Here is a 23729-nt window from a genome sequence, read left to right as displayed (position 1 = left end):
TGCGAAGCCGCCTTAAGCATTAGGGAGAAATCCGCACCTTGAGGACAGCTAGCATCGCGCTAGGATGTATTACAGTTAACGGCATAGTTTCAGGCGATCAGTTGCTATGGACATTTCCCCAATCAAGGCTGTTCAAGCCCCATATTACGGCGATAACTTCTACCGGACACCGCCGCCAGATTTACCTTCCCTCTTATTGAAGGAGCGAATTGTCTATCTTGGGATGCCACTGGTGCCTGCTGTCACCGAATTGATCGTGGCCGAGTTGCTGTTTTTGCAGTCCGACGACCCCGAAAAGCCGATTAAAATCTATATCAACTCCACAGGCACTTCTGGTTACAGTGGCGATCCCATTGGCTTTGAAACCGAAGCCTTCGCCATCTATGACACAATAAAATATATCAAGCCTCCTATCCACACCATCTGCGTTGGTTCCGCGATGGGTATGGCAGCGATGCTACTCAGTGCTGGTACAAAAGGTTGCCGCGCTAGTTTGCCTCACTCCTCGATTATCCTGCATCAGCCCAAGAGCTACGCCCAAGGTCAAGCAACGGATATTCAAATTCGCGCCAGGGAAGTTTTGGTAAATAAAGGGGCGTTAGTTGATATCTTGCATCGCACCACTGGACAGCCTCCAGAAAAAATTACTAAAGATATGGATCGGCTGTTATATCTGACACCCTACCAAGCGAAGGAATACGGGCTAATTGACCGAGTTTTTGAGAAAGAAGAACTCGCAAATCCCCCACTCCCTGCCAGTGTCCTTTAATTTGTCTTTTATCATTCGTCTTTTGTCCTTTGTTAATAACCAAAAATTATTAATGACCAATGACCAATGACTAATGACCAATGACCAATGACTAATTAAAAACGGAGTAAATTATGCCTATAGGCGTTCCTAAAGTTCCTTACCGGATGCCCGGTGGACAATATACAGATTGGATTAGCATCTATGATCGCCTTTACCGGGAACGGATTATTTTCTTGGGGCGAGATATTGATGATGAAATTGCCAATCAAATTATCGCTGTAATGCTGTATCTGGATTCAGATGATCCAGGTAAAGATATTTATTTATACATCAATTCCCCTGGTGGGATGGTTACCTCTGGCATGGCTATTTTTGACACCATGCAACATATCAAATCCGATGTGGTGACTATTTGTGTGGGTTTAGCTGCTTCAATGGGGTCTTTCCTGCTGGCATCTGGCACCAAAGGGAAACGCATAGCATTGCCTCACTCACGGATTATGATTCACCAGCCTTCTGGTGGCACCCGTGGACAAGCCACTGATATCGAAATTGAAGCTAGAGAGATTCTGCGAATTCGTCACCAGCTCAATGGGATTTATGCCGATAAAACAGGTCAGACCATAGAAAAGATTGAAAAAGATATGGATCGTGACTTTTTCATGTCTGCCGAAGAGGCAAAAGAATACGGTTTAATTGACCGTGTAATTGAAGAACGAACCTTAGTAGTAGGTTAGTAGGGAGTAGGGAATGGAGATGAGGGAGAAATAACTCCTAACCGGAGCTTCGGAGTCTCCGGCTTTGCTCCCCACTCCCTTCCCTAAACAAACTGTCAACATTGAACTTTAAAATAATAAATTAGCCCTTATTATTAATAGTCAGGCTTGAAGCAGATAGCTGATAGCGCCAAGCTGGATATTCGATAGCTCATAGCTCAAGATGGATCTTGGAGATTGCTACCGTTTATTGGGTTTAAGGTCGGGAGCCTCTTTTGCTGACATCAAAGCGTCTTATCGACGACTGGTGCAGCAATATCATCCCGATATCAACCCAGATGACAACAAAGCTAAAGATAAGTTTATTGCCTTGACAGAGGCTTATAAACTCCTGCTGACGGTAGTACTGCCAGAGGAAACACCTGTACATTCAAGTCAGATATCAACTGGGCATAATGATACCAAAGCAACAGATTGGCAGAAAACACCAGTAACAACGGTGACAACCCAACAAACACCGAAACCAAAGCCGCCTAATCTGTTGGAAATAGAAGAGCGGCTGAAGTGGAAGACTTATGAGCAATTGCAGCGATTTTTGCAAGAAAGACGATTTCCTCAAGCAATCGCCTTGGCGGAAGCTTTAGCAATTCGTTTGTCAACAGATGCAGAAGTCCGTCAATGGCTAGCGATTGTCTATCAAATTTGGGGACGGGCGCTAATTTCCGAAAACCAGTTGCTCAAAGCCAGAATTTATCTCAAAAAAGCTTTGAAGACAGATCCTCATAATAAAAGTCTTTGGTATCAAGTGCAGCAAGATTTCCAGCGCTTAGAACAAATTTTTTAAAGGTTACAAAATTTAAAATCTGCTTAAACATCGTTTCCAGGTCTAAGAAGGAAATGCTATTCGTTGCAGCTCTGCCACTGAGACAAAAGGCAGGAGCTACCCTGAAGGCATTCCTAGTCGGAGACTGGAAACGAGGTACGAATTACGTAGCTTGCTTCTCGCCTTCTCTACGAGACGCTACGCGAATAGCGAGTATTACGAATTACGAATTACCTGGTCATTGCCGCCATTCGTGCAACACTGCTCCTAAGGTAGCAATTCCCTCAACTATCTTTTGTGTTGGTTGAAAGCTAAAAGCTAATCTGATGGCATCATCCCCCTCTCCATTGGCGTAGCAGCGAGTCCCTGGCAGAAAACTGACGCCGTGTTCACTAGCAGCGGTTAGAAGTGCTTTGGCGCTGATGTCTGGCGGCAATTTACACCAAACGAAAAAGCCACCGTCTGGTCGTAAGGCAACTATATCACTGGGAAACTCGTGAGCGATCGCCTCTAACAATAAATTACACTTATGCTTATAGCAGGCGATTAGCTGCTGAACATGATTATCTAGTTTGCCTGTGGCACAGTAGCGAGCGACCACATGGCTGACGAATGGTCCCACAGGCCCTTCACTTTTGAACATTGCCAGCCGTTCAATAATCGCTGGATTGCCACAAGCCCAGCCCAGGCGGATACCAGGCGCAATAATTTTTGAGAAAGTACTCACATATAATACCCACCCCTCTTGGTCGAGGGTTGCCAGGGAGGGGACAGTTTCTCCTTGGAAGCGCAAATCGCTGTAAGCATCGTCTTCCACCACTAGGACGCCATACTCAGCCGCTAATGCTACCAGTTTTTGGCGGCGAAATAACGGCATAGTAGCGCCTGTAGGATTGTGAAAGGTCGGGATGGTGTAAATAAACCGGGGTCGAATGCCCTGTTTCTTCAAGTCGCTCAATGTTACTTCTAACGCATCTACATCCATTCCCAACTCATCCACAGGAATAGTAATCAGGCGTGCGCCAGCGTGGACAAATCTAGTAACTACTCCCAGGAAAGTTGGCCCTTCCACAATTACCACATCACCAGGTTCGACAAACACATCTGGTAGCAAGCCCAGAATCTGACCAGAACCGTAACCAATGATTACGCGATCGCGATCGGCAGAAATTCCTTGAGCCTGCAAGCGGAGGATAATTTGCTCATACAGTTGAGCTGAAGGTGGGCCGTAATTGAGGGCGATCGGAGCCTCTTGTGCGAGCACAGCTGCACTTGCAGCAGCCAAGTCAGCGTGGGGAAATAGAATTGGGTCAGCTAGACCGTAGGCAAAGCTAACAGTGATAATTTTGGTTAATTCTGTGCCGTAAGTTGGTGGTGCGAGATTTCTAGCTCTTTCGGCGAACAAATCAGCAATTTGGTAAGCAGAAGTAGTAGGAGCCATAAAGTGTGAGTTGTCTTCTAATTTTATGAGTAGATCAGCATTTTAGGGAAGAAATACTGATACTCAGATTTATTCTCAATCCGAACAATGCTATCATGATTTCCTAAGTGAAGTTTGGTTAACTTATCATCAATAGTTTAATGATTAAAAATTTAAATCCATTTTTGAATCAAGCGTTTATAAATCTCTGGTATTTTCAAAATTTTGATTTATCCAAAATTAAATATTTTTATATCTTTTGATTTCAAACTATAAGTATTTTTTGAGAATACTTCAGTATAAAAATCATCTTGAATAATTAAAATATTAATAATTACAAAAATTTGCTCAACCCAACTATCTAAAATAAATCCAGCTTTTCAGATTGTCTTTCGCTCTACGTCTGAAACTACAGGCGCTTCGAGAAAAAATATTTATATAACAAATCCATTCATTTGAAAATCACTCTAAGTTGAATTGGTGCATAGGTGTAGCCCGTCGTAGACATTGCTTTTAGGAAAAGTTCAATCACATCATATTTGCGAAACCGCCTCACCACACAAATAAACGTCACGAATTTGCGGGTTATTCAATAATTCGCCAGATGACCCAGCTAGCAAAATTCGACCATTTTGAAGTACATAACCATAATCAGCAATTTGCAGTGCTAAATGGGCATTCTGTTCAACTATAAAAACAGTCACAGCCTGCTGATTAATCGTCTCAATTAATTATAAAAGACGCTCGACATCCAAAGCTGAAAGACCCATCGTTGGCTCATCCATGCAGATTAAGCGAGGTTCAAGTAGTACATTATGTATATAGCGATCCCTGCAAACTTGACACAAGTGACTATTAATCAACCCCTCCGGGAATTAAAATCCCAAATTTATACAGAGCAATCTGGTAGATCAAAAAATATATATTTAACAGGTATGGCAAAAGTAAAATTCAAAAACTCTTATTTTTTAGTCTTTTGAGATTTTTTTAATGGTTTGTTGTAATGTACTAGCTTTATCCTGGGGTTTAGAAGATGTTTTAAAAGTGTCGTCTAGCACATCAACTTGTAACATTTACCCCCCAACCCCCCTTGTAAAGGGCAGGGTGGTTTCATACGAAAAAAGAAAAATACATAAGTCTTGATTTCTCGTTTTGTGTCTAAGCTTTTTCCCTCTCTCCAAACCTCTCCCCCACACGGGGAGAGGCTTTGAAACCCAGTTTTAGTTTTTCTCTGCTTGTATGAAACCACCCTGGCTTGTAAAGGGGGGCTTAATAGGCTATCTGCCCCCCCTTTATAAGGGCAGGGCTGTTTCATTCCCTAAAGAGCCTTACAAATCAAGTGTTCTAGCGATTAAAAATTGATTATTTTGTTACCAACGTGCTGACAAAATAATCAATATTACTGTTGTTTAAGTGCTTAAAAATTCATCTCTTCGTCACCCTCACTGACAATTTTTCTCGCGAACCATGTTGACAAATCTTGTTTAAGATGGAATGAAACAGCCCTGCTTTATAAGGGGGGGTATTAGATACTTTTGGTAACAAATATAGTTTTTCAAACATCCTCTTATCTCTACTTTATCCATTTTTTTCGCAACGCGATTGCTTAACGTGAAACCTTTGTGGGACGGCAGTTTTACTTTTTTAACTTCATCGATAACCTATAATGTGGAAAAAGTATTTGCCAAAAAGCCAGGGTTTTGCTGGATAAAGAAAACCGAGTTCTTAATTTTGGATAAAGTCGAGCTTATAAGCTGGAAATCTACCTAAAGTCATTTAAAATACTTTCAATTTATCTATTTTCCGTAGTATCCCTGAGTAAGAACATCTCACACCTAGCTATAAAAATCAAGAGACCCACTTGGATAACTGTGAATCCTACGAGTTAAAATAATGCGAATTCGACCCAATACCTTGAGCTTCACGCTTCTTTTGGGGGCACTCTCTGCCCTACCGCCCTTATCAATTGACATGGGGCTACCAGCTTTTCCCACAATCAGCGCAGCATTGAGGGCATCTTCTGGATCTGTTGGACTAATCCTAAGCTTATTTATGCTTGGGTTTGCTGTTGCCCAGCTGATTTTCGGCCCGCTTTCGGATCGCTATGGACGCAGACCAATCTTGCTTATCGGCTGCGGACTTTTTACCCTAGCAGGTGCAAGCTGTGCTGCTGCGCCATCCATCAATACTTTGATTGCTTGGCGTTTAGTTCAAGGTGCCGGCGCTGGTGCAGGTATGGTGATGACACTGGCGATTGTCCGCGATCTATTTGATGGTTCGGCAGCACGCGCCCAACTCTCCTATGTCAATCTTGTGATGGGCGTAGCACCGATGATTGCACCCACAATCGGTAGTTGGGTGCTGGCAATCGCTGGTTGGCGGACTATCTATGGGACGCTGGCTGTAGGAGGGTTCTTACTCTTGCTATTTGTTGCCCTTGGACTAAGTGAGTCGCTAGCTAGCCATGATCTAGATGCGATTAAACCACGTCGGCTGATAAAAAATTATGGGCGCATTCTCAACAATCGAATTTGTCTTGGCTACGCCCTCGTCAATGCACTAAGCTTTGGGTGCATGTTTACCTATGTTGCGGGATCGCCACTGGTGCTGCTTAATGTATTTAAAGTCCCAACTACAACCTACGGCTGGCTTTTTGCATCGACCGCTTTTGGCATCATGGTAGGCTCATTTCTGAATGGGCATCTGAGTATGCGTGGCGTATCTCCGTCAAGGTTGCTCACCTTTGGGCTGGTGAGTGCCGTTGGCTCATCTGTTGCCCTTGCGATCCTGTCAGTGAGTGGTGCTGCACAAGTTACTACGCTAATGCCTCTTCTAGTACTTAACACCTTCTGCCTGGGGATAATCTCTCCCAATGCAATCCAGGGTGCCATTCAGCCTTTGCCAGAGATAGCTGGAGTTGCAGCCGCCACGGTGGGATTTATGCAAATGTTATGTGGGGCGTTGGCGAGTGGGCTAGTTGCTTTCTTCTATGATGGGCGCACAGCGATCGCCATGTCTAGTTTAATGGCAGTGTTTGCGATCGCCTCCTTCGTCGCTTATCTTGGACTCGCACGCCCTGCCGAGCGTCGCTTTACTCGGACTCAAGTACTACACGAAACGAGAAATTAGGTATTTGGCTAATGACTAATGACTAGAGGGAATTTGATTAACTTTAAATGTTGGCAGTTAGTTCTGAGCTTAGGCTGTTTACTACTGCTCATTGCCTGTAACAATTCTTATCCAACTATAAATCCAGGTGCTCAACCTCTCAAGGTGGCGACAGACCCTACCTTTATCCCCTTTGAAATCCAAACGGCTAGCAGTCACTTGGAAGGTTTTGATATTGATTTGATGAATGCGATCGCTAAAGTAGCAGGTTTTGCAGTCCAGTTTGAAAGTCTACCCTTTGATGGCATGATCTCAACTTTGCAAGCTAAAAGAGTTGATGCAGCAATTAGCGGGATTACGATTACCGCTGAACGCTTGAAAACCATTGCTTTTTCCAGACCTTATTTTAAAGCCGGACTAGCGATCGCTGTCCGCGAAGACAACCAAAATATTAAAGACTTCAATAGTCTCAAAGGTAAAAAAATCGCTGTACAAATTGGTTCCACTGGGGCAGATTTTGCCAAAACCATCCCCAATGCCAAAATTAGTACTTTTAATTCTGGGCCAGAATTTTTTCAAGATTTGCTCAATAGCAATGTTGATGCTGTGGTTAGCGATGCTTTCGCAACTTTGTATGCGATTAAAAATGGCAAACTCAAAGGCATCAGAATTGTTGCCGATCTGCTCACTCAAGAATACTATGGGATTGCTACACCTAAAGACTCCCTCCATCTAGATGCAATTAACAAAGGTATAGCCACTTTGTTATCCAATGGCACTTACAAGCAAATTTATCAAAAATGGTTTAATGCTGAACCTCCGCAATTGCCAGACTTTTGGCATAGGGCATAGGGCATAGGGCATTAAACTTATCTGTAAATTAGGTTTTAACCCTTGAGTTATAAGGCTTTAAGATTAATTCGCGGATATGTCTATTGGGAATTGGTAATTGTTCTTTCTTTTTATTACCCATGCCCCATGCTCCATGTCCCATTTATAAGGAATTGCCTGCCAATATATTAAATATTGATCTAATATACGTCACAATTAATACTGCCACCAAAATTCATTGATAAACTACAATCTCTTGTATGTCTACTGTAGTCAAGGACAGCCAATTGTGGCACCTTGGATCTTAGTGGCTAGAAGCACCTTGGAACGGGAATTAAGGAACTTCCACTATGCTGATTTGCCCTCAGTGTAAATTTGAAAACCCCAATAGCAACAAATTCTGTCAAAACTGTGGCATGTCCCTGACCCACAAGGTCTGTCCTGAATGCAGTACCGATGATGTACCTGTGAATGCGCTACGTTGTCATAACTGTGGCACGGAATGTGGAACAGTGTTTTGGGCAATTATTGCTAAAGAAACGACTGGGGAAGCTTTGGGAGTAGAGAAAGATGAGGTAGATAAGGGAGATGTGGGAGTAGAGGTAGATGAGGGAGCAATATCTTCCTCATCTCCTCTATCCTCTAGTTCTCAAATTGCATTAGGCTCCTATTTAGACTTCCAAGAGCGCTATCAATTGTTAGATCCGCTACCTGCCCAAATTGAAACTGCCACCATTACTGATGTAGGTGTCAGAGTTATAGACTGCCAGCCGTATCAAATATCACCAATTCAGGCAATACTAGCAAGTCAGCAATTAGATTTAGCAACGCCATCAGTGGAAGCAAGTGGAATTCCTGGCGTTGCTAAACTTTATATTGCCTTACAATCCCAAGGTCAACGGGAGATACCGCCGATTCACGATGCATGGCAGCAGGGGGATATGCAGGTAGTAATAATCGAAGACCGCTCGGATTGGCAGTATTTACTCGACCTGTGGCAAGAAGAAACAACGAGTTCGTTAAAAATTTTACACTGGTGTTATCAAATGACCCAACTTTGGGCAGTATTGGAACCAGTAAATTGTCGTCAAAGCCTTTTAGATTTGTCAAATTTGCGATTGGATGAAGACCAAACGCTGGCGCTACAAAGGTTGTATGTGGAATCATCAAGTTCTCAGCCTGCTACCGAGTCCCCAGAAGATGCCCAAGCCCAAACATTTGTTTTTCCAGAGGAGCCGTTAACTATCCAAGCTTTGGGGCGAGTTTGGCAAGCGCTATTTAGGCAGTCTCAACGTACTCAATTTGGCTCTGTAGTCCAGATGTTGGGGGATTTAGAGGTAGGTAAGATTCAAACGATCGCACAATTGCGATCGCGTTTGGAAGAAATCTCTGTTGAACTGGAAACACTAGGAACCGTAACTTTGCCCCCAATAAAGGAGAAAAATACTACTGTGCCCACTATCCCGCAATCAGATCAGCCAGAAGATATCATTAGCAAAACTGATGATATGGCAACTGTTGTGCTGGCGATGCAGTTAAGTAGCTTAGAAGATGCAGGATGCACAGATGTGGGGCATCAACGTCATCATAACGAAGACTACTTTGGCATTGAAACCAAAATTCACAAGCTGGAGTTGTCCAAAAGTCGAGTCCTACAAGGGTATGGTTTGTATATTCTTTGTGATGGTATGGGTGGACACGCTGGCGGCGAGATAGCCAGTCAGTTAGCAGTCAACACCCTACGGCAATACTTTCAAGAACATTGGATTGCCAACCAACTGCCAACAGAAGATAGCATTCGTGAGGCAGTGTATTTAGCTAATGAGGCGATTTACAAGCTCAATCAACAAGATGCCCGTTCTGGAGTTGGGCGCATGGGTACAACTTTAGTAATGCTGTTAATTCAAGATACTCAAGCAGCAGTTGCTCATGTGGGAGATAGCCGTCTCTATCGCCTGACGCGCAAGCGGGGACTAGAACAAGTCACAGTAGATCACGAAGTTGGGCAACGGGAAATTACCCGAGGAGTAGAAGCAAGCATAGCTTACGCCCGCCCGGATGCTTACCAACTCACGCAAGCTTTGGGGCCTCGTGATCAAAACTCGATTAATCCCGATGTCGGCTTTTTCGAGATCAATGAAGATACTCTTCTGCTGTTGGCATCGGACGGTCTATCAGATAATGATTTACTAGAAACCCATTGGCAGACTCACTTAGAACCCTTACTTAGTTCTAGCATTAACTTAGAACGGGGTGTTACAGACTTAATTGATTTGGCGAACCAACACAATGGTCACGACAACATTACTGGTATACTTATTCGGGCAAAAGTACGCCCAAATCTGGAAAGTTAATCATAAATTGGGACTGGGGCATAGGGCATGGGGCATGGGTAAAAGACTTCTAAATAAAAAAATAATCAATCGCTGAGGGTAGCAGAGGAAGTAAATATCTGAATAGTCGTCTTGGATGGAGGAATTGGTAATTTAATTTTTGGAGTTCCCTAATAGGAAGAAAGAACAATCACTAATTCCTAATAAACATATCCGCGAATTAACCTCAAAGCCTTATTAATCAGGGGTTAAAACCTAATTTACTGATAAGTTTAATGCCCAATGCCCAATGCCCAATGCCCAATCCCTGATCCATTTAGCTTATAGGTTGTATTGTGGTTAGTCTGACCCTGTTAGAACCGCAACAGAAAACGCCCCTCCAGCAGTGGTGCTTTGAAAACTCTTCCATAATTCGGATTGGTCGAGCGGCAGATAATCACGTTGTTTTAACTGATAGTTTGGTTTCCCGACATCATCTAGAACTTAGACAAGTCGGTTCCGCTAGCAATGGCGATGCTTGGCAGCTGATTAGTCAGGGTACAAATGGGACTTTCCTTAACGGTGTCCTTGTGATTCAAAGTCCCTTACCAGATAATTCCCTTTTGCAACTGGCACAGGGAGGCCCAATACTGCAATTCCAAATTCAGGAGGTAACAGCACTAGAAACTGGTTTGCGATCGCCAGATATGCAAGGCACAGAAGAAAATGCCGCTGCAACAATCTACTCAGCCCAAGGTGGAGCAAATTCATCTTCCACTTGCACGCACGAAGGCAACTCTTTGAACAATTTGTTTTGCATCCACTGTGGTCAACCTCTCTCAGTACAACAGAGGATTCGCCATTATCAGGTGTTGCGAACTCTCGGACAAGGAGGTATGGGTACTACTTATCTCGCTAGGGATGCGACTGGTCAGATTGCGGGTATCCCACAACTACTGGTGTTGAAGCAAATGAATGCTGATATGGCGAAAATTGCCAAAGCTCAAGAATTATTTGAGCGGGAGGCGTACACTCTCAAATCCCTTAACCATCCTGGAATTCCCAAGTATTACGATTTCTTTGTAGAAGACGGAAAAAAATACTTGGCAATGGAACTAATCCACGGACAAGATTTAGAGAAACGTGTCTATACCACTGGACCAGTCACACCAAGCCAGGCGATCGCTTGGATGATCCAAACCTGCGATATCTTAGACTATCTTCATAGCCAAGAGCCTCCCCTAATTCACCGCGATATTAAACCCGCCAACTTAATGGTGCGAAGTTCAGTAAATCGCATAGTGGTGCTAGATTTTGGCGCAGTTAAGGAAATTGGCACAGCGCCCGGTACTCGAATTGGTGCAGAAGGTTACTGCGCTCCTGAGCAAGAACGAGGACAACCTTTGACTCAATCTGATTTGTATGCAATTGGGCCAACGCTGATTTTTCTGCTCACAGGGGAAAACCCGTTCAAGTATTACCACCAAAGGGGGCGAAACTTTAGGTTTGATGTGGCAAAGGTTCCTACCATTAGTTCCCAATTAAGAGGTGTGATTGATCGCGTTACAGAACCATTGCCACGCGATCGCTACAAAACTGCAAAGGAATTAGCTGCGGCTTTAGCTGCTTGCAAAGTTTAAGGAGTAATCAGTGGTGGAGTAGTGAGTTTCAAAAAACCCTATTCCCTACTCCTTACTCCTCATCCCAAGTTTCTACAGCTAGCAATTCACTAACTGGGTCTTGCATACTAAAGCCAAAGTCGAGCAGTTCCTGTTTCCAGTGCTGCCATTCATTGCCATAGAGCAAAGCGATTTTCCAGATGCTATCGCTTGGCTTGATAATATTCGATTCTATGAGTGATTGCACGTTGCGCTGCAATTTCACCATTGGGTGAATCACTTGCTGAGTCATAACCTCGATTGAATTCAAATTTGGTTGGTAAATGCTTAATTAAAACTGCTTCCCATTCTGCTATTGTTGCCGACCCGTAGAGTGGTGTAATTTGGTAAAGCTAGTCTTAACTTTTTAACTATACCATAACAAACTCTATTAAGTTACTGGCAAATTCGCTTTTGTACGGTAATTACCACCACAAAACTCTAATTCCACCAAGTAGTCCTTAAACTTTTTGCAGAAGCCAAGCAAAACTTCAGGGAGAAGGGTTAAGGGATGAAGGGGTAAGGGATGCTTATGTTTCCCCTTTTCCCTTTAACCTTTCCCCGTCTTCTTTTTCCTCTTAACCTTTACCCTTTCTACACAAGAGTGCAACACTACCTTTTGTAAGATATCTATTGTGGACGCCGAGCAAAATAATTAGTCCTTTGGAAAGTTGCACTCTTGTGTGTGACTGAGAACGACTGGAAAAATTCTATTTGTTTTAATCACGAAAAATATGTGTGGTTGTTGAAGAACCCGTAGGAGACGGGCTAGTTTGAAAGTTTTTGACTGACAGGAAAATTTGCAATTGAGTAGAAATATCTACTGTTTCTGTTTATTTAAACGTTATTTAGAATATCGCAAACATCTGGGATTAGGCAAATTAATTGCAAATCTTTATATAACTTTAATGTTTTGCCTAGAAAATAAGACCTGGAGGGTTGGCTCTGTTTAGGTGCAGCAGCGGGTTTTGCTTTGAAGCAGGCGATCGCATGGCAAAATTCTCAGTGCAACCTTGGCTTACCATAAAACTCCCTTATATTCAGAGTCCGCTTTTGAATTTTGTGTAAAAAATTTCCAGTCAAGATGTTAGTTTCTGTTGGGCAGATGGGTAACCTTATAACGGGAGGTTTGCTGATATCTAAGTATTTACCACAGCAAGTATGTGAGACATGGCTGGTTCGGGGGAAGAATACGTAATTTCCCGCCAAAAGCAGATTGAGCGGCGACAAAAGATTGTGACGATAGTGTCGATAGTGTCGTTTGTTGGTTCTACGGTATTTGCAGCAATTCCAGCCATACAACAGGCTACCCAACCTAAGCCAGCAACTGCGTCTCATTCAGCTGAGTCAGAATTACAGCAACAGGCGCGGGGCTACGAGCTGGTTTTACAACGGGAACCAGAAAACCAACTTGCTTTAGAGAAACTGTCTATAGTGCGGTTGCAATTGAAGGATGTTAAAGGTGCAATGCAACCTTTGGAGAAGCTGGTGAAGTTGCACCCTGAAAGGCAAGATTACAAAGTTGTTTTAGAGCAGATTAAGAAACAAGAAGGAAAGAGTAATCAGTAGACCGAATATGAAAAAGCAATAGAGTTTGAACCTAATGTCAAGGCTAATTATTGGCACTTAGGATTATTACTATTGCTTCAAGATCAGGAAGTAGAAGCACATACAGCTTGGTTTCTTGGATTTGCAGAGGGTAAACCTGAAGAAATTGATATATGGATAGCAGAACTCGTGGAAGTTTTACAAGCAGAAGCAGAGAGGAGAGAAATTATAGGAGATAAGGCATTAGCATTGACAATTCATGAAAATATCAACACTATTACTTCCCAATATAATGAATAGAGTAAGAGCGATCATTAGACAAATAGCCCAAAAAAAACTTAATTGGTATGTCTAATTAGACGATCTAGCCAAAATTATCTTTACTAAATTAAATTGTTAACATTCATAGGAGCGAAGTTAGTAAAAATGACATTTATTTCATATGCCCAAAATTTTGAAGATGTTTTACTCAAGAGAGTATTTAAAGATAAAATAAAAGGTTTTTATATTGATGTAGGAGCCTTACATCCAACTGTTGATTCAGTAACTAAAGCTTTTTATGATATTGGATGGTCAGGAATAAATATAGAACCAATAAAAGAATGCTATAACTTATTTGAGCAAGAGCGTTCGAGAGATATTAATTTGAATATTGCTCTAAGTAATTCAGAAGGAAACTTAGAATTTTTTCAAGTAATAGGACAACCTGGAAACTCTACTTTAAATAAAGAAATAGCTGAAAATATTGCCCAAGAGAAAGGTTTAAAAATTTCTCGATATACAGTTTCTGTCAAGACTTTAGCAGAAGTCTGTAAAGAATATGTCGCTCAAAAAATTGATTTTCTTAAAATTGATGTTGAAGGAGTAGAAGAGGAAGTTATTTTAAGTGGTAATTGGGAAATATTTAGACCAACAATATTAGTAATAGAAACTACTTTACCAGGCACGAACGTTCGCTGTGAAAATAATATTCCTGTTTTTTTAATGGCAAAAGGTTATCAACAAGTTTTCTTTGATGGAATTAATGATTATTATATATCTGAAGAGTCAGGCGATTTAACCAAATATTTCTCTTTTCCTATTAATATTTTAGATAATTATATAAATTACAAGTTGATCGAAAAACAGATATCAGAGCGGATAATACAAGTAAGTAGTCAAGATAATATAGATACACAAAGTGGAAGATTAATTACGCCTAATCCTGGAAAAATAACAACAATATATGAATCTTTAAATCAACAAGATTATTTATCAATTAAAAATAACGCCGGGAAAATAGAAATAGCTTTAGATATTGCTGTACTAGGTTTAGGAACTATATTTGAAACTGCCAAAACAGGAGTTTTTAGAGTAACAGAGTATTTGTTAAAAGGACTAATAAAATCTTCTCAGTGTCATATTTATTTATGTACGAGTATTCCTGATTTATTTGATGCTTGTCAAATTTATATAAATCAAAATTTTGAATATAAAAATCTTCTTTTATTTCACTTGTCAGAACTAAAATATCAAAATATAGATATTTATCACTCTACTTATTATCCTTTGCCCAACAATATTTACTTTACTACAAGAATTGTCACAATTTGTGATATTATTCCTATTCTTTTTCCAGAGTATTTTAATCATAATTCAGAGCATATGATTAAAAATACTATAGATCAAATAAATAAGAATGATTTTGTGTGTTGTATTTCCGAATCAACAAAACAAGATATTTGTAAATATCAACAAAATCTTAATGAAAAGCAAGTATTTGTTACACATTTAGCTGCTGATAAAGAAACATTTTATCCTTGCGATAATCAGGAATTAATTATCAAAACGAAACAAAAATATAAAATACCGGAGCAGCCTTATATCTTAACTTTATCAACCCTACAGCCAAGAAAAAATATAGCTCATGTTATCCGTTCTTTTTTGAAATTAATTAAAAACCAGCATATTGATGATCTTAATCTAGTATTGATAGGTACAAAAGGATGGCAATATGAAGAAATTTTTGCGGAAATAGATAAAGCTCCAGAATTAGAAAACAGAATTATTATTACTGGTTATCTTCGTGATGAAGATTTAGCTCCTCTGTATTCAGGTGCATTAACATTCATGTATGTATCTTTATATGAAGGTTTTGGCTTACCACCATTAGAAGCTATGCAATGTGGAACTCCAGTAATAACGTCTAACACTTCTTCTTTGCCTGAAGTGGTTGAACATGCCGGAATTATGCTTGAGCCTCATGATGAAATAGGGCTTTGTAATGCCATATTCAAGTTGTATTCTGAACCGGAATATCGAGAAAATTTAGCAAAAAAATCTGTTCGACAGGCTCAAAAGTTTAGTTGGGATAAATATGTTCAAGAAACTATCAAAATTTATGAGTTAGCTAAAGAAAAAGCAAAAACTTTACCCCATCGTAGTATTTTAATTGATGGTGTCTTTTTCCAACTTTATAAAACAGGAATTGCTAGAGTTTGGCGAAGTCTGCTAGAACAATGGTCAAATAGTGATTTTGCTAATCATATCCTAGTCTTAGATAGAGCCAATACTGCGCCCAAAATAAATGGTATTCGTTATCTCACAATTCCCGCCTACGACTATAACAATACAGAAGCTGATAAACAGATGCTTCAACAAATCTGTGATGATGAAGAAGCAGAATTATTTATATCTTCCTACTACACCACTCCTATTGATACCCCTTCTGTATTTATGGCTTATGACATGATTCCTGAAGTATTAGGAGGAAATTTAAATGAACCTATGTGGTGTGAAAAACACAATGGTATCAAACACGCCTCCGCTTTTATTACAATTTCTGAAAATACAGCTAAAGACTTAAGTAAATGTTTCCCTGAAATACCGTTAGAATCAATTAGGGTGGCTCACTGTGGAGTGGATTCGATTTTCTCTCCTGCTTCTAAAGGCGAAATTAATGCTTTTAAATATAAATATGGCATTAATAAACCATATTTATTATTAGTTGGTACGGGTACTGGTTACAAAAACGGTATTTTATTCTTTCAAGGCTTCTCACAACTAACTAACAGTTACGGATTTGATATTATTTGTACTGGTATTGGCGGAATGTTAGCGCCAGAGTTAAGAACATATACATTAGGTAGTACTATACATCTTCTCCAACTTAGTGATGAAGAATTAGCCTTAGCTTATTCTGGTGCTGTGGCGTTAGTTTATCCCTCTAAGTATGAAGGTTTTGGAATGCCTGTATTAGAAGCAATGGCTTGTGGTTGTCCGGTTATCACTTGTCCTAATGCCTCCATTCCAGAAGTGGCAGGAGAGGCAGCAATATATGTGGATGATAGTAATGTAGATGAACTTGCAAATGCACTTTGTGAAGTGCAAAAGCCTGGTATTCGTAACTCATTAATTACTACTGGTTTAGCACAAGCGAAAAAGTTCTCATGGTCAAACATGGCGCAAACCGTAAGTTCTGCCTTGATTGATGCTACTCTCTTGTCTTTAAATCTTAATGATATTAATTTAATTATTTTCCCAGATTGGTTGCAACCAGAAGAGTTAATCGGTTTAGAATTACAACGAGTGATGAGGATGGTATCAACTCATCTTAATACTGAAAAAACTACCCTACTTATCGTTATTGGTAATAGTACTGCTGAAGATGCAGAACTGTTTTTATCTAGTGTGGTTATGAATCTTTTAGTGGAAGAAGATTTAGATGTTACTGAAGGGTTAGAAATTTCTTTAGTTGGAAATTTGGCTGATATTCAATGGAAAGCTTTGCTACCTCGCGTCTATGCGAGAATTGTTTTAGAATACGAAGATAAAAACGTGCTGATCCAAGCAAAAGCAGAAACTCTGACATCTTACGAAATAGAAAGCTTTAGCCAAGCAGAAGCTAAACAGTTTTTTTTTGCTTGAGCAATAAATTGTTCAGTGAGGGAAGATGGCAAGAAGCGATCGCACAATATCAGAAACTCCTACAAATCCAATTAGGTGATGCTGATATTTATTGTCACTTAAGCTATTGCTATAGACAGTTAAACCTACTAAATGAATATTTTAGTATTCTCCAGCAAGGAATTAAACTTTTTCCCACAGATGGAAGATTACATTTTTCATTAATTATCGAGTTGCGGCGGAATGGACGTATTCAAGAAGCAATCTCAAGTGCAGATAATGCTGTTAAATGCTTACCTGATGATTATACTTTTCAAATACTCAAATATTTAACAGTTCCATCAATATATGAAAATCAAGAGGAAATTAACTTTTATCGCCAGCGCTTCACTCAAGGACTGCAAAATTTAATTCAGCATACGTCTCTTAAAACTACAGAAGAGCAACATAGTGCTTTAGCAGGCATAGGTCGCCTCACAAACTTTTATCTATCATATCAAGCACAAAATGATATAGATTTGCAACGCCAATATGGAAACTTAGTGCATGAGATTATGGCAGCTAACTATCCACAATGGGTTGTTCCTTTATCTATGCCTAAGCTTCAGCCTAATAACAAAATTCGGATTGGTTACGTTTCCCATTACCTGCATTCTTATAGTGGAACACTTTGGTTAACTGGGTGGTTACGTTACTGCGATCGCTCAAGCTTTGAAATCTATTGTTATTACATAGGAAATGAGCCAGATCCAATTACCGAACAGTTTCAACAGTACAGTGATGTTTTCCACCATATTCCTGATAATTTATCAGCGGTCTGTGAACAGATAATTGCTGATAAACTGCACATTTTAGTTTTTCCTGAAATTGGTATGAATCCCCAAACTATGCAAATGGCAGGTCTGCGGCTTGCGCCTGTGCAATGTACCGCTTGGGGACATCCAGTAACAACTGGCTTACCTACAATTGATTACTTTTTATCCAGCGAGTTAATGGAACCTGAAAATGCCCAAGAGCATTATTCAGAAAAATTAATTCGCTTGCCTAATATTGGCGTTTCTTATCCTAAACCATATATTCCGCCAGTCATCAAAACCCGTTTAGATTTTCAGCTACCAGATGATGCAGTCATTTATTTATGCTGCCAAGCTCCTTTCAAGTATCTACCGCAATATGATTTTATTTTTGCAGAAATTGCTCATCGCGTTCCGCAAGCTAAATTTGTGTTTTTGCGTGGTACTTTACTTCAGCCACGTCTCAAGCTTGCTTTTGCTGCTATCGGTTTGAACAGCGAGGATTATTGTGTATTTCTCAGTATTCCAGAGCGACTGGACTATCTAATGATTAACTTACTTTCAGACGTTTATTTAGATACATTCACCTGGTCTGGTGGTAATACTACCTTAGAAGCGATCACTTGTAATCTCCCCATTGTTACCTGTCCCGGAGAATTTATGCGCGGTCGTCACTCTGACAGTTTTTTGAAAATGCTAGGAGTGACAGACACCATAGCTAAAAACGAAGCAGAATATATCAAGATTGCTGTTAAATTAGGACTAGACCCAGCTTGGCGACGCAGCATTGCAGAGCGAATGAGCCAAAATCATGACCGTCTCTTTGACGATAAAGCCTGTGTTGCAGGTTTAGAAGCCTTTTATAAACAAGTTGTGCAAACAAGTTCGTGAGATTGCCATGACTGCAATTACGATTAACTTTAACAATATTGTCAAATTAAGTGACGACCAATTTTATCAATTGTGTCGAGATAATCGCGATATCAAATTTGAGCGCAACGCTAACGGAGAATTGATAGTAATGCCACCTACGGGAGGAGAAACTGGAAAACGTAACGCCAAACTTACTGCAAGATTTGTCTTATGGAACGAACAAACACAATTGGGTGAAGTCTTCGACTCCTCCACTTGCTTTAAACTTCCCAATGGTCCCGATCGCTCTCCAGATGTTTCCTGGATACAACTTACCAGATGGAACGCCCTTTCAGCAGAACAACGCGAAAAGTTTCCACCTATTGCTCCCGATTTTGTTTTAGAGCTAATGTCCCCATCTGATAGCTTGAGCGAAATACAAGCCAAAATGCAAGAATATATGAACGCGGGAGTAAAGCTAGGTTGGCTTATCGACCGAAAAACCCGCTGTGTGGAAATTTATCGGCAAGGACAACCAAAAGAAGTATTAGAGTCTCCTACAAGTTTATCTGGAGAGGATATATTACCAGGTTTTATTTTAGACTTGCAAATAATATGGAATTAATTCTAAATTAAATCAAATAAATTCTAAAGGTGCTTTTCAAGAAATACCTTAGCCCACTGCATATTCTGTAAACTTCCTCATGAAAGGAGACTGAAACCCTAGCACAATATCCTCTTTATAAACTCCCATAGTAACCAAATTTGCTGCAATATCATCTTCTGTACCATTCCACTGAAGCCAAATTTTTCCACCCTTAATATCAATATGGATAATGCAACTATGTACCCAATCTTGTCCCTCCCAGCCTACATGAACTACTTGGTAATGGTCACGTTGTATATCAAAAATATTCTCAACGTCTATATTACCGTCAGCTGGTTTTTTCTTACTATACTCCTGTAATATCTGCTGTACAATCTGGCGATACTGGGTTAGTTTCTCCATTTGACAATCACCTCTTGCTATATATCATAAATAATCATTAAACTTATTTTTTCTCAATATAATTCTGCCACATCTGCTGGTAAGCCTTCTCCATCTCACGAGTAAACTGCTTGCCATTCCACAGTGGCGCTGTTTGCTTTGATTGTCGTAGCTTCCAAGCAATTTGTTGTCTTAAAACCGCATCTTTACCTAAACGCACACCCCACTCTAAATACTCTTCATCAGTCCAGGCGATACCTTCTGTAATACCAGCATTCATCATCATGGTGTAGCTATTACGCGCTGCAAATTGCTGTCCAACTCTGGTTACTAAGGGAATACCCATCCAAAGTGTTTCTAGTGTCGTTGTAGCACCATTGTAAGGATAAGTATCTAATACAACATCAGCAATAGCTAAATTTGCTCTGTGGACAGACTCAGAAATATCTAAAGGCAAAAATCGTAAGCGTGAACACTCTACCCCCTCTTCTTCTGCTAGCTGCATAAAAAATTTCTGCACAGCTTCTGAGTCTGCTAACCCTTTAATTAAGAAATAGCTATTGGAAACTTCTTTGATAATTTTCATTTGCAGTCGCGCTGTATTAGGGTGACGCTTATATCCTCTCTGAGCGCTAAGATACACCACAGCATCACTAGGAATATCTAGAGAATCCCGCCGTAAAGTAGGTACACCTACTTCAAAACCATCTACTGCTATATAGGTTTGGGGCAATCTCCAAATTTTTTCTGAATAATACTCTTGAGCAGATTCTGGCAAAACATAAGGATCAGCAATAAAGTAATCAACTACTGGTATTCCCGAAGCATCCCAACCCAACCACGTTACTTGTACAGGTGCTGGTTTAAGTACCATGATTTCACAAGCAATATCTAGGGTGATACTATCAAGATCAATTAAAATATCAATTTCATCTTGGTAAATTTTTTCAGCAATGTCTTCACTATGGATTCCGCCTTTATAGGCTTGTGTGAATTGAGAAATATACCATTGTTGTAATGGATCGTTTACCTGTCTATAATTAATAAAATAGCCATAAATTTCAAATTTTTCCCTGTTATGATGCTGAATCATCCATCGCGCTAGCCAACCGACTGAATGCTTAGATAAACAATGAGATAGGTATCCAATCTTCTTAGGTTTATTTCTATTTTCTACAGAGCGTTGTTTATATTGCTGGATTTTTTCACTAGCGTATTCTTGTATATTAAGCTGAGCAAGTTGTGCTACTTGGTTTTGAACTTGTCTGTATTTACTAGGATTGTCTTGTATGTAAAGTGCAAAAGAGTAAGTATTAAATAGACGAAGAACTTTAGCTGATTCAATATTTTTAGGTTGTTCTGCAATCAAAGATATTAGTAGAAGTTCCTGCTGTTGGAAAACTTCGCAAGCTTCTTCCCAATAAGCAGGAGCTTCCATTAATCCTCGCTGTATTAAATGTTTTGCAAAGACTTTATCAACTAATGTATTTGATAACGAATAGCATAACTTAGCTGTCTTTATTCCTTGAGAATAATCACAAGCTTTGAGATAAAAAGCAGCCAAATGGCGTATTATTTCTAGATTTTCAGGTTCAAGACGTAAACATAGCTCAATTAATAATGCTGCTATTTGCGGTTGCAGCATTGAGTGAGCAATTTTAACTGTAGCTGGAAGCAAAATATTAATTAAAGATTGAGGCTCACAAACATGAACTAGACAAGCTTCTATAAACTTTGGAAGTGCAGGATGTAAAGGAGCGTAATTGAGAATGCTCTCCAATACTTGCAACAATAACTGAATATCTACAATTGGTTGTGTCCGAATTAACTTAATTACCCCTAAATCAGTTAATTCATCACCAATGAACGTTTCTAGCTTGATAGCTAGCTCTATTAAATACAACAGATTTTTTACATCTGTAGGAGTAATTTCTCGCATGTGCTGACGAATTGCCCAAGCAACTTTATAGTCTGCTAGCGTCTCTCTACGTTCAGCTTCGGTTTGTAGAACCTGCATTAGTTCCCCTGTCCATTGCTCAAGTTCTTGAGCTTCTCCTTCACCCATACCCAGTAGCCAAGTCATCTGTGCTTCTGCCTCTTGCCCTTGCAACAGCAGCATTAATCCTAAGTTCCAGTAATGGGACTTAACTTCTGGTTCTATTTCAATAGCTTGCTCATAGCAGCTAGCAGCCTGATTATAGTTGCTTTTGATAAAATATTGCTGGGCTTGTTGCTCTAACAAAGTCAGAGCAGTATGAAGTTGTACAGAAGTCATAGTCAAGGATTTTTAGGAGAATAGCGTTGCATTTGATCTTGCACCTCATCTGGAACTTTAATGCCTAATGAATAAATAAAGTCCATTCAAATGAAATGGACTGAAACTTTTTTCAAGTCAGCTTTAGCTGACTTAAACTATTAACCAGGAAATTAATTTCCTGGTTAATGGTGGGGCTAGTGCAAGGTTTGAAATTACTGAAATTGAGAGCTAAATCAAAATGGGTAGCCTAAACTACCCACTTCCATCAAGTGTTCAACTAGAAGAGATACAGCTAACCGTTTTACTTACTTTTCAGCTCTTGAAAACCACTAGGACAAGCAGGTTGCAATGGGGTACCTGTACCTGCGGGTGCTACGTTTGAGCCAGCGCCAACACTCGTCGTCTCACATAAAATAGCTAAAGTGGTTGCGTCACTACTACCATTTTGTAGTGTAGATAAAACCACATTACCTGCATACGATTTTAGAGCTGGTTTCAGAGAATATCCATTATTGGCAACCTGAGAACTACCAGTACTAATTTCGTACTTGTAGTTTTCAGTTTGAGTTTTAATACCAATAGCCAACTGATCTATGGTAGATCCGAACGAATTATTCTCTAAGAAATACGCTTGTTGAGCGCGGTTCAAAGAACCAGTATACTGTTTAGATTCTGATTGCTTACCCTTGTTAGCTTGGTTCAAGAAAGAAGGTAGAGCGATCGCAGACAAAATACCGATGATAATAATTACTACTAGTAATTCAATGAGTGTAAAACCCTCATCTCCCTTCTTCTTGTCGAGGATGTGTTGGAGAAACTTGGCTTTTAGTTCGCTTTTCATACGTGTTTTCCAGGGGGTAGGAAGTGATTCTGTGTTCTAGATGTAACTTACCCAGCTGCGATCGCTTTCCTATCACCTTGAGAAAAAAAGTTTGGTGAGATGCGGTTACACAATCCAAAATCCTTCCATCCAAAAGCCCCTGATTGTACACCAGGGGCTTGATTCTCAATTTCGTTTATGAGAGTGCCTTATTCAAATTCAGGTGGCCACAGTTCTGATACTGCCAGTTCCCAACCTGGTAGCAAGTCCGGTAATGTTAGTGTGTCTCCATTTTGCAACATCACTGGAGCTTGGTTTAGTCGGTAAACCGTTACTGTCAATTTGTCAGGGTTAATCAATATGCCGACTGTAGATCCAAGCTGCAAAAATAACTGAATCTTCTCTTCAAGTGGTTTAATTCTGTCGCTTTTAGATTTAATCTCAACCATCAGGTCTGGAACCAACTCCACAAAATCGCGCTTGGTCTTTTTCAATCGTTCAGCGCGAACAAACGACACATCAGGGGCACGCAGATTTCTTTTTTCTAAGTCGTCCTCTTCTATTTTAGGTAATATGAAGCCTGCGCTAGAGCCAGTCACTCGCCCTAGCTTTCGCGACATTACCCAGATATTTAAGAAGGTACTCAACCGAGTGCCAATTTCTTCTGACTCGTAATCTGATGGCCCTATAACTATGATTTTCCCTTCTACCAACTCCATCTGCCATTCTGGATGCTCGGTTTGTAGCTGCTCTAAGTCTGTAATAGTAAAAGACATAATACGACAGCAAATACTCTTATAGCTATCATAAATACTCCTCGGACATCAAGCGGCAACCTATGATCGCTGTCTCTGTATTCTTGATTTTTCACTTGCGACGACAGGGCATACCTCATTCCTTCCAGCGTGGCGTAGCCAATCACAGTTTGTTATGTTATACTAAACGTAGTCGTTATGAGTTCGTATA

19 protein-coding genes are annotated in these 23729 nt (G+C 40.2%); 12 read left to right on the top strand and 7 right to left on the bottom strand.

Translation table 11 applies throughout. The features are described 5' to 3' along the window. Nucleotides 1–106 precede the first annotated feature (106 nt). From V7L29_RS09090 to V7L29_RS09080, 3 genes are all read left to right on the top strand, one after another. Entirely contained in the window at nucleotides 107–769 is a 663-nt protein-coding gene (locus V7L29_RS09090) for an ATP-dependent Clp protease proteolytic subunit (RefSeq protein ID WP_334692702.1), read from the top strand. Nucleotides 770–882: 113 nt separating this feature from the next. Then, nucleotides 883–1488 (top strand): ATP-dependent Clp protease proteolytic subunit, encoded by a 606-nt coding sequence (locus V7L29_RS09085; RefSeq protein ID WP_334692703.1) that lies wholly within the window; start codon nucleotides 883–885, stop codon nucleotides 1486–1488. A gap of 202 nt (nucleotides 1489–1690) precedes the next feature. After that, on the top strand, nucleotides 1691–2311 hold the full coding sequence (locus V7L29_RS09080; protein ID WP_334692704.1) for a J domain-containing protein: 621 nt from the start codon (nucleotides 1691–1693) through the stop codon (nucleotides 2309–2311). A 217-nt stretch (nucleotides 2312–2528) separates the two neighbouring features. On the opposite strand, the gene V7L29_RS09075 is transcribed toward V7L29_RS09080, so the two are convergent. Then, entirely contained in the window at nucleotides 2529–3731 is a 1203-nt protein-coding gene (locus V7L29_RS09075; RefSeq protein WP_334692705.1) for an aminotransferase-like domain-containing protein, read from the bottom strand. Between the two features lie 512 nt (nucleotides 3732–4243). After that, entirely contained in the window at nucleotides 4244–4414 is a 171-nt protein-coding gene (locus V7L29_RS09070; protein WP_334692706.1) for a hypothetical protein, read from the bottom strand. A gap of 1189 nt (nucleotides 4415–5603) precedes the next feature. On the opposite strand from V7L29_RS09070, the gene V7L29_RS09065 reads away from it, so the two are divergent. The 4 genes from V7L29_RS09065 (at nucleotide 5604) to V7L29_RS09050 (ending at nucleotide 11601) form a co-directional block, all read left to right on the top strand. Then, complete coding sequence (locus tag V7L29_RS09065) at nucleotides 5604–6839, top strand: multidrug effflux MFS transporter (RefSeq protein ID WP_334735225.1); 1236 nt, start codon at nucleotides 5604–5606, stop codon at nucleotides 6837–6839. An 18-nt stretch (nucleotides 6840–6857) separates the two neighbouring features. Further along, on the top strand, nucleotides 6858–7670 hold the full coding sequence (locus V7L29_RS09060; RefSeq protein ID WP_334692708.1) for a basic amino acid ABC transporter substrate-binding protein: 813 nt from the start codon (nucleotides 6858–6860) through the stop codon (nucleotides 7668–7670). Nucleotides 7671–7999: 329 nt separating this feature from the next. Then, nucleotides 8000–10003 (top strand): serine/threonine phosphatase, encoded by a 2004-nt coding sequence (locus V7L29_RS09055; RefSeq protein ID WP_334735224.1) that lies wholly within the window; start codon nucleotides 8000–8002, stop codon nucleotides 10001–10003. Nucleotides 10004–10317: 314 nt separating this feature from the next. Then, entirely contained in the window at nucleotides 10318–11601 is a 1284-nt protein-coding gene (locus V7L29_RS09050) for a protein kinase domain-containing protein (RefSeq protein ID WP_334735223.1), read from the top strand. A gap of 52 nt (nucleotides 11602–11653) precedes the next feature. Here the strand turns inward: V7L29_RS09050 and V7L29_RS09045 are convergent, their stop codons facing one another. Next, on the bottom strand, nucleotides 11654–11872 hold the full coding sequence (locus tag V7L29_RS09045; RefSeq protein ID WP_012407469.1) for a DUF4327 family protein: 219 nt from the start codon (nucleotides 11870–11872) through the stop codon (nucleotides 11654–11656). Between the two features lie 917 nt (nucleotides 11873–12789). On the opposite strand from V7L29_RS09045, the gene V7L29_RS09040 reads away from it, so the two are divergent. The 5 genes from V7L29_RS09040 to V7L29_RS09020 all read left to right on the top strand — a co-directional run bounded on the left by V7L29_RS09040 (nucleotide 12790) and on the right by V7L29_RS09020 (nucleotide 19323). Next, complete coding sequence (locus V7L29_RS09040) at nucleotides 12790–13188, top strand: tetratricopeptide repeat protein (protein WP_334735222.1); 399 nt, start codon at nucleotides 12790–12792, stop codon at nucleotides 13186–13188. Between the two features lie 72 nt (nucleotides 13189–13260). Further along, entirely contained in the window at nucleotides 13261–13467 is a 207-nt protein-coding gene (locus tag V7L29_RS09035) for a hypothetical protein (protein ID WP_334735221.1), read from the top strand. A gap of 126 nt (nucleotides 13468–13593) precedes the next feature. Next, a complete protein-coding gene (locus tag V7L29_RS09030; protein WP_334735220.1) occupies nucleotides 13594–17073 on the top strand; it encodes an FkbM family methyltransferase in 3480 nt (1159 codons plus the stop codon). Then, nucleotides 17070–18737, top strand: a complete 1668-nt coding sequence (locus V7L29_RS09025) for an O-linked N-acetylglucosamine transferase, SPINDLY family protein (protein WP_334735219.1) — start codon at nucleotides 17070–17072, stop codon at nucleotides 18735–18737. Before V7L29_RS09030 ends, V7L29_RS09025 begins: the two co-directional genes overlap by 4 nt. Nucleotides 18738–18744: 7 nt before the next feature. After that, the gene (locus tag V7L29_RS09020) at nucleotides 18745–19323 is read left to right on the top strand and encodes a Uma2 family endonuclease (RefSeq protein ID WP_334735218.1); all 579 of its coding nucleotides are present in this window, start codon (nucleotides 18745–18747) and stop codon (nucleotides 19321–19323) included. A gap of 48 nt (nucleotides 19324–19371) precedes the next feature. Here V7L29_RS09020 and V7L29_RS09015 read toward each other — a convergent pair whose 3' ends face one another. From V7L29_RS09015 to V7L29_RS09000, 4 genes are all read right to left on the bottom strand, one after another. After that, nucleotides 19372–19707, bottom strand: a complete 336-nt coding sequence (locus V7L29_RS09015; protein WP_334735217.1) for a XisI protein — start codon at nucleotides 19705–19707, stop codon at nucleotides 19372–19374. Nucleotides 19708–19750: 43 nt separating this feature from the next. Then, a complete protein-coding gene (locus V7L29_RS09010; RefSeq protein WP_334735216.1) occupies nucleotides 19751–21961 on the bottom strand; it encodes an O-linked N-acetylglucosamine transferase, SPINDLY family protein in 2211 nt (736 codons plus the stop codon). A 283-nt stretch (nucleotides 21962–22244) separates the two neighbouring features. Further along, nucleotides 22245–22784, bottom strand: a complete 540-nt coding sequence (locus V7L29_RS09005) for a type IV pilin-like G/H family protein (protein ID WP_334735215.1) — start codon at nucleotides 22782–22784, stop codon at nucleotides 22245–22247. 188 nt (nucleotides 22785–22972) lie between these two features. After that, the gene (locus V7L29_RS09000; protein WP_334735214.1) at nucleotides 22973–23539 is read right to left on the bottom strand and encodes a Uma2 family endonuclease; all 567 of its coding nucleotides are present in this window, start codon (nucleotides 23537–23539) and stop codon (nucleotides 22973–22975) included. Between the last annotated feature and the right edge of the window lie 190 nt (nucleotides 23540–23729).

The organism is Nostoc sp. (genome assembly GCF_036916575.1).
Classification (GTDB): Bacteria; Cyanobacteriota; Cyanobacteriia; order Cyanobacteriales; family Nostocaceae; genus Nostoc.
The sequence above is the reverse complement of the archived record's forward strand: the minus strand, read 5'-3'. Positions and strand labels throughout refer to the sequence as shown.